Consider the following 6496-nt stretch of genomic DNA (forward strand, 5'->3'; position numbering starts at 1 on the left):
GACGGGCTACCGGGAAGGCCCAGTCGAGCGCCGCTCGACTCTACAGAAAGCAGTAACCCGCCTTCGGCGGGTTACTTGCTGCCGCCGGCCATGGTGCCGGCGGCGTCGATCTCGGCCTGGGCCCGGGCGGCATACAACGTGCCCGGCGGCGGCTGACGGCTGAAGAACGTGTGCACGCCGTCCAGCACCGCACCGGCGATCTTGCGCTGGTAGGCCGGGTCGATCAGGCGGCGCTCTTCATCCGGATTGGAGATGAACGCGGTTTCCACCAGCATCGCCGGCATGTCCGAAGTACGCAGCACCGCGAAGTTGGCGCGCTCGATGTTCGGCTTGTGGTTGTTGCCGATCCGCTTCAGGCCGCCCAGCACATGGCCGGCCGCGTCCTCGGACGCCTTCATGTAGCCGCTCTGGGCCAGATCCAGCAGCACGTTGGCGAGCGTGCCTTCGGTCTGCTGCAGGCGCACGCCACCGACCAGGTCGGCCGCGTTTTCCTTGTCCGCCAGCCAGCGGGCGCGCTGCGAAGAGGCGCCCTTGGTCGACAGCACGTACACCGACGAGCCCGTGGCCGAACGGTTTTCCGCCGCGTCGGCATGGATCGAAATGAAGATGTCGGCCTTGTTCGCACGCGCCTTCTGCGCGCGCATCGGCAGCGGAATGAACACGTCGCTGTCGCGGGTCAGGTAGGCCTTCAGGCCCGGCGTCGCGTTGACCTGACGGGCCAGCTCACGCGCTACGGCCAGGGTCACATCCTTCTCGCGCTTGCCGGTCGGGCCGATCGCACCGGGGTCCTGGCCGCCGTGGCCTGGATCGATGGCCACCACCAGGTGGCGCATGCCAGCCTGCATGCGGATGCGCGAGGCATCGCTGGGCATGGCCGGACGCGGTGGCACCACCGTGGTCGGAACCGGTGCAGGCGCTGTGGCCGGCGGCGTGGTTACCACGGCGGCGGTACGCTGGCCGGCAAGGATCGCAGCCGGCGATGCGGACGGCGTACTGCTGGCAGCCGTGCCCGCTGCCGCGACCTGGGCCGGTGCAGTGGACGGGGCCGGGGTCGGAGTAGCCGGTGTGGCAGCGGCGGCGCTGGCCTGCTGCTGTACCTGCGCGGTCAACAGCGCGGTGGCGCGCGCGGCGTCGTTGCGCGACTGCGCGCTCTCGGCCGGCGTCGGTGCGGGCGTGTTGACCGGTGCCTGCGGCTGCACCGCCGGCGTCGCTGGCGGGCGGCTGGCGGCCACGGCCGCGCCATCGCCCGGCCATTCGATCACCAGCTTGGATTCATTGCCTTCGCGCTGCATCTGTGGGCGGAACGGCGCCACCGATTCAGCGAGGTCGAAAACGACACGGAAGGTCCCCGGCACCGGCTGTCCGGTACGCACCGCCGTGACTACGCCCTGCGCGGCCGGCATTTTCAGGTTGCGTATGGCGCTGGAGTCCGGGAAATCGACCACCAGGCGGTTCGGTCCGGCCAGCGACAAGGTCTTGTAACCGCCACTGCCGACCAGCGAGATCTCGGCACGGGTGCCGGTGGCGCCGGTATTCAGCAGGACCTGACGGACTTCACCGGCCCACGCACTGACGCTCGCCAGACTCAGTCCGACGGCGGCACAGATGGCAATGAGACGGTTCCCCGGGCGCATGGCTCAGGATTCAATCACCGCGCTGAACGGAATGCAACACCTTTTTCCTTAATAATCCGTAACCTGCCGGTGTTTGTTCTCGTCAGCCGACAGAAATGGCCTGCAAGTCGCCCCCTTGGGGGAGCCGTTCCAGCCATTCATGTCCGACGTCGCTGGCTCCAGTGAGACGGACGCGACGCCCCTGCCCCTCGATCTCCAGCGCCACCACCAGGTCGGTCGGCGGCAGCGCGCCAGCGCCGCGTTCCGGCCATTCCACCAGCCACAACACCGCGCTGCCCTCGTCCAGCCCGAGAAAATCGAGCTCGCCGGCCTGGCCGATCCGGTACAGATCCAGATGCCAGGCCTCGCCACCGCTGGCCAGCGGATAGCGCTCGACCAGGGTGTAGGTCGGGCTGCGGATCGCCCCCTGCACGCCCAGTGCGCGCAGCAGTGCGCGGGCGGTGGTGGATTTGCCGGCGCCCAGGTCGCCGCGCAGTTCGACCAGCGCCTGCGGCGGTCGGGTGGCGGCCAGCCACTGCCCGAGCAGTTCAGTGGCATCGCTGTCGGCAAGGAAGAAATCGATCATCGGGAGAGTTCCGGGTTGGCCAGTCGCCGCAGCGGCGACAGCAGATCAGTAGGAAGCAGGCCGCGCGCGCCGTCGGCGGCAGCGACGTCGCCGGCAAGCGCATGCAACAGCGCACCAGCGGCGGCGGCATCGAAGGCGGCCAGGCCTTGCCCACGCAGGCTGGCGATGATGCCTGTCAGCAGGTCTCCCATGCCACCCACGGCCATGCCGGGATTGCCAGCCGCGATCAGTCGTGGCCGTTGCCCCGGCGCTGCGACGATGCTGCCGGCGCCCTTCAGCACCACCACGGCGTGGAAGCGCTCGGCCAGTGCCTGTGCGCAGGTGAAGCGATCGGCCTGGATGTCAGACGTGCTGCAACCCAGCAGGCGCGCGGCCTCGCCCGGGTGTGGCGTAAGGATGGCGTCGGGCAGCGCGCGCGGATCCTGCGCCAGCAGGTTCAGTGCATCGGCATCGACCACCAGTGGCCTGGGGCTGGCCAGCACCCGCGCAAACAGTGCGCGCGCCCATTCGTCCTGGCCCAGACCGGGGCCGATCGCCACCACCTTGGCCTTGTCCAGCAGTGCCGGCAGCGCGTCACCATCTTCCAGTGCATGGGTCATGGCTTCGGGCAGCCGCGCCAGCAACGGGCCAACGTGGTCGCGGCGGGTGCCCAGGCTCAGCAATCCAGCACCCGCGCGCAACGCCGCTTCAGCCGCCATGGCGATGGCGCCGCCGCTGCCATGGTTGCCGCCGACGCACAGCACGTGCCCGGATTCGCCCTTGTGGGTATTGGTGCGGCGCGGCGGCAGCAGGGCTGGCAGGCGCACCTGCGTCCAGAGCTGCGCAGCGGGTGACACGCCCTGCCATGCGGCCGCGGGTAGCTGCAGCGGCGCCAGCGCCTTCCGCCCGCAATGGTCCAGCGCATCGCCGGTGTACAGCCCGCGATGCGGCACGATGAACTGCACGGTCAGCGCCGCCCTCACCGCCTCGCCCGGTACGGCGCCGCGGTCGGCATCCACGCCACTGGGGACGTCCAGCGCCAGAACCGGTGCCGCCTGCGCGTTGAGCGCGGCAATCAGCGTCCGCGCCACGCCCTCCGGCACGCGATCGAAGCCCAGCCCGAACAGTGCATCGACCCAGATATCGGCCTCGGGAAGCGCGCCGTCGAAATCGGTGATGGTGCCGCCGTCGGATGTGAATTCCGATGCTGCACGCTGTGCCAGCGCGGTTGACGGTGGCTTCCCCGGCAAGGCGATCACCGTCACCTCACGTCCGGCCTGCAACGCATGGCGGGCCAGCACATGGCCGTCGCCGCCGTTGTTGCCCGCACCAACCACCACGCCGATCCGCTGCGCCTGCGGCCAATGCTGCAGCAGGCACTGCCAGGCGGCCTGGCCGGCCTGTGCCATCAGGCCCCAACCGCCCTCGGCGGCCAGCGCCGAGGCCTGCGCATCAAGCGCACGCGCGGCAGCGGAATCGAACAGATCGGCAAGGTTGGCCATGCGGGGATTTTATACTGGTGCACATGTCCCCCGTCCCCGCCCCTGTCGATCCGGCCCAGGCCGTGCAGCGCATCCGCGAACTCGCCCGTGCGCATGGCTTCCAGCGCTGTGGCATCGCCGGCATCGAGCTGGGCGAGGATGAAGCGCACCTGGCCGACTGGCTGGGTCAGGGCCTGTACGGCACGATGGACTGGATGGCGCGCCACGGCACCCTGCGCGCGCGCCCGGCCGAACTGCTGCCCGGCACCGTGCGGGTGATCTCGGTGGGCATGGACTACAGCCACAAGGACGACACCGAAGCTTGGGCAACCCTGGCCGACCCGGGCCGCGCCTACGTGGCCCGTTACGCTTTGGGTCGCGACTACCACAAGCTGATGCGCAACCGCCTGCAGAAGCTGGCCACGCAGATCAACGATGAAGTGGCACCGCTGGGCTACCGCGTATTCGTCGATTCCGCCCCCGTGCTGGAACGCGCACTGGCGCGCAATGCCGGCCTGGGCTGGATCGGCAAGCACACCTGCCTGATCGACCGCCATGGCGGCTCCTGGTTCTTCATCGGCGAGATCTACATCGATATCCCGCTGCCGATCGATGCAGCGGCCACCGCACACTGCGGTACCTGCACGCGCTGCATCGATGTCTGCCCGACCCAGGCCATCACCGGCCCGCAGCGGCTGGACGCGCGGCGCTGTATCTCCTACCTGACCATCGAGCACGACGGCGCCATTCCCGAAGAGATGCGGCCGTTGATCGGCAACCGCATCTACGGCTGTGATGACTGCCAGCTGGTCTGCCCCTGGAACAAGTTCGCCAAGCGTACCGACGAAGCCGATTTCCGCGCGCGCAACAACCTCGATACCGCGCGGCTGGACCAGCTGTTCGCCTGGGATGAAGCCGAGTTCCTGCGCCGTACCGAAGGCAGCCCGATCCGGCGCAGTGGCCATGAACGCTGGCTGCGCAACATCGCCGTGGCCCTGGGCAACGCACCGTCCTCTGCCGAAGCGCTCGCCGCATTGCATACCCGCATCGATGATCCCTCGCCGCTGGTGCGTGAACACGTGCAGTGGGCGCTGGGCCAGCACACGGTGCGCTGACGTGCGATCCTGAGCCCCCGTTCCGCCCGCAGCACGCCGTTCCCATGCAGCCACGCAACAACGACATCCTCACCCCCAGCCAGCTCAACACCCTGGCCCGCGACCTGCTGGAAGGCAGCTTCCCGGCGATCTGGGTCGAGGCCGAACTGGGCAGCGTGGCGCGCCCTGCCTCCGGGCACCTGTATTTCACCCTGAAGGACGCACGTGCGCAGCTGCGCGCGGCAATGTTCCGGATGAAGGCGCAGTACCTGAAGTTCGTGCCGCGCGAAGGCATGCGCGTGCTGGTGCGCGGCAAGGTGACCCTGTACGACGCCCGTGGCGAGTACCAGATGGTGCTGGACCACATGGAAGAAGCCGGCGAAGGCGCGCTGCGCCGCGCCTTCGAGGAGCTGAAGGCACGCCTGGAGGCCGAGGGCCTGTTCGACCCGGCACGCAAGCGGCCGCTGCCGGCGCACGTGCAGCGCCTGGCAGTGATCACCTCGCCCACCGGTGCCGCCGTACGCGACGTGCTGAGCGTGCTCGGCCGCCGCTTCCCACTGCTGGAAGTGGACCTGCTGCCGACCCTGGTCCAGGGCAGCAGTGCCGCCGCGCAGATCACCCGCCTGCTGCAGGCCGCCGACGCCAGTGGCCGCTACGACGTGATCCTGCTGACCCGCGGCGGCGGCTCGCTGGAAGACCTGTGGGCCTTCAACGATGAAGCCCTGGCCCGAGCGATCGCCGCCAGCCGCACCCCGGTGGTGTCGGCGGTGGGACACGAAACCGACTTCAGCCTCAGCGATTTTGCCGCCGACCTGCGCGCACCGACGCCGTCGGTGGCGGCCGAGCTGCTGGTACCCGACCAGCGCGAACTGGCCCTGCGCCTGCGCCGCACGGCCGCCCGCATGGTGCAGTTGCAACGGCATGCGATGCAGCAGGCGATGCAGCGCGCCGACCGCGCCCTGCTGCGCCTGAACGCACAGAGCCCGCAGGCGCGGCTGGACCTGCTGCGCCGCCGCCAGCTCGATCTGGGCCGGCGCCTGCATGCCGCGTTCAACCAGCAGCAGGAACGCCGTGCCGCACGCCTGCGCCATGCGGCGGCGGTGCTGCGCGGGCACCATCCGCAACGCCAGCTCGACGCGATGCAGCGCCGCCTGGCAGCCCTGCGCGGGCGCCCGCAGATTGCGATGCAGCGCCTGCTGGAACGCGATGCACTGCGCCTGCGCGGGCTGGCGCGTTCGCTGGAAGCGGTCAGCCCGCTGGCGACTGTGGCACGTGGCTACAGCATCCTGACCCGCAGCGACGACGGTGTCCTGGTGCGGCACGTCGACCAGGTGCAGCCTGGTGACGCCCTGCAGGCCCGTATTGGCGACGGCGTGATCGAGGTGCAGGTCAAGTAAAGGGGTGTTCGGCAGGGCTGCGCCCTGCACCTGCAGAAGCGTTCAAGCAACAGCAACAGCCAAAGCTGGTATTCCGTGGGATGGCGGGGCGGTGTGGCTGTGCAGGACACGCCGTAAACCCATCCATGGGGGCTCGATGGCGCCATCCATGGCGCCAACGGTCCTGCACAACCACACCGCCCCGCCTCTGACAGATTCCGGAGGCTGTTGGTAGTTGTCGACCTTGGTCGACACGGTAGATCCACGCATGCGTGGATGAATCTCCATCGGAATCGAATATTTCGAATTGAGATCGAAGAGCATCCACGCATGGCGTGGATCTACTGCAGGTCGCGAGAATCTGTCG

General features: G+C 69.1%; 5 protein-coding genes. 2 read left to right on the forward strand and 3 right to left on the reverse strand.

What is annotated here, in order from left to right; genetic code table 11:
- Positions 1–71: 71 nt before the first annotated feature.
- The 3 genes from N7573_RS22125 to N7573_RS22135 all read right to left on the reverse strand — a co-directional run bounded on the left by N7573_RS22125 (position 72) and on the right by N7573_RS22135 (position 3680).
- Positions 72–1634: an N-acetylmuramoyl-L-alanine amidase gene (locus N7573_RS22125; RefSeq protein WP_279913786.1), complete on the reverse strand. Its 1563-nt coding sequence runs from the start codon at positions 1632–1634 to the stop codon at positions 72–74.
- Between the two features lie 82 nt (positions 1635–1716).
- Positions 1717–2199 carry a tRNA (adenosine(37)-N6)-threonylcarbamoyltransferase complex ATPase subunit type 1 TsaE gene (gene tsaE, locus N7573_RS22130; RefSeq protein WP_032130506.1) on the reverse strand — a complete coding sequence of 161 codons (483 nt, stop codon included), beginning with the start codon at positions 2197–2199 and terminating at the stop codon, positions 1717–1719.
- Positions 2196–3680: an NAD(P)H-hydrate dehydratase gene (locus N7573_RS22135; protein ID WP_279913787.1), complete on the reverse strand. Its 1485-nt coding sequence runs from the start codon at positions 3678–3680 to the stop codon at positions 2196–2198. The genes tsaE and N7573_RS22135 overlap by 4 nt, the downstream gene beginning before the upstream one ends.
- Positions 3681–3703: 23 nt before the next feature.
- Between N7573_RS22135 and queG the strand changes: the two genes are divergently transcribed.
- Both queG and xseA read left to right on the forward strand, forming a co-directional pair.
- Positions 3704–4774, forward strand: a complete 1071-nt coding sequence (gene queG, locus N7573_RS22140; protein WP_107431255.1) for a tRNA epoxyqueuosine(34) reductase QueG — start codon at positions 3704–3706, stop codon at positions 4772–4774.
- A gap of 44 nt (positions 4775–4818) precedes the next feature.
- Positions 4819–6150, forward strand: a complete 1332-nt coding sequence (xseA, locus tag N7573_RS22145; RefSeq protein ID WP_279913788.1) for an exodeoxyribonuclease VII large subunit — start codon at positions 4819–4821, stop codon at positions 6148–6150.
- Positions 6151–6496: the final 346 nt, after the last annotated feature.

It is taken from the genome of Stenotrophomonas sp. GD04054, from assembly GCF_029836955.1.
GTDB classification, from domain to species: domain Bacteria; phylum Pseudomonadota; class Gammaproteobacteria; order Xanthomonadales; family Xanthomonadaceae; genus Stenotrophomonas; species Stenotrophomonas maltophilia_A.

Bases quoted from the DNA above. Each gene is read 5' to 3' on its own strand.
- N7573_RS22125 (WP_279913786.1), bottom strand. From the start codon at position 1,634: ATGCGCCCGGGGAACCGTCTCATTGCCATCTGTGCCGCCGTCGGACTG.
- tsaE (WP_032130506.1), bottom strand. From the start codon at position 2,199: ATGATCGATTTCTTCCTTGCCGACAGCGATGCCACTGAACTGCTCGGG.
- N7573_RS22135 (WP_279913787.1), bottom strand. From the start codon at position 3,680: ATGGCCAACCTTGCCGATCTGTTCGATTCCGCTGCCGCGCGTGCGCTT.
- queG (WP_107431255.1), top strand. From the start codon at position 3,704: ATGTCCCCCGTCCCCGCCCCTGTCGATCCGGCCCAGGCCGTGCAGCGC.
- xseA (WP_279913788.1), top strand. From the start codon at position 4,819: ATGCAGCCACGCAACAACGACATCCTCACCCCCAGCCAGCTCAACACC.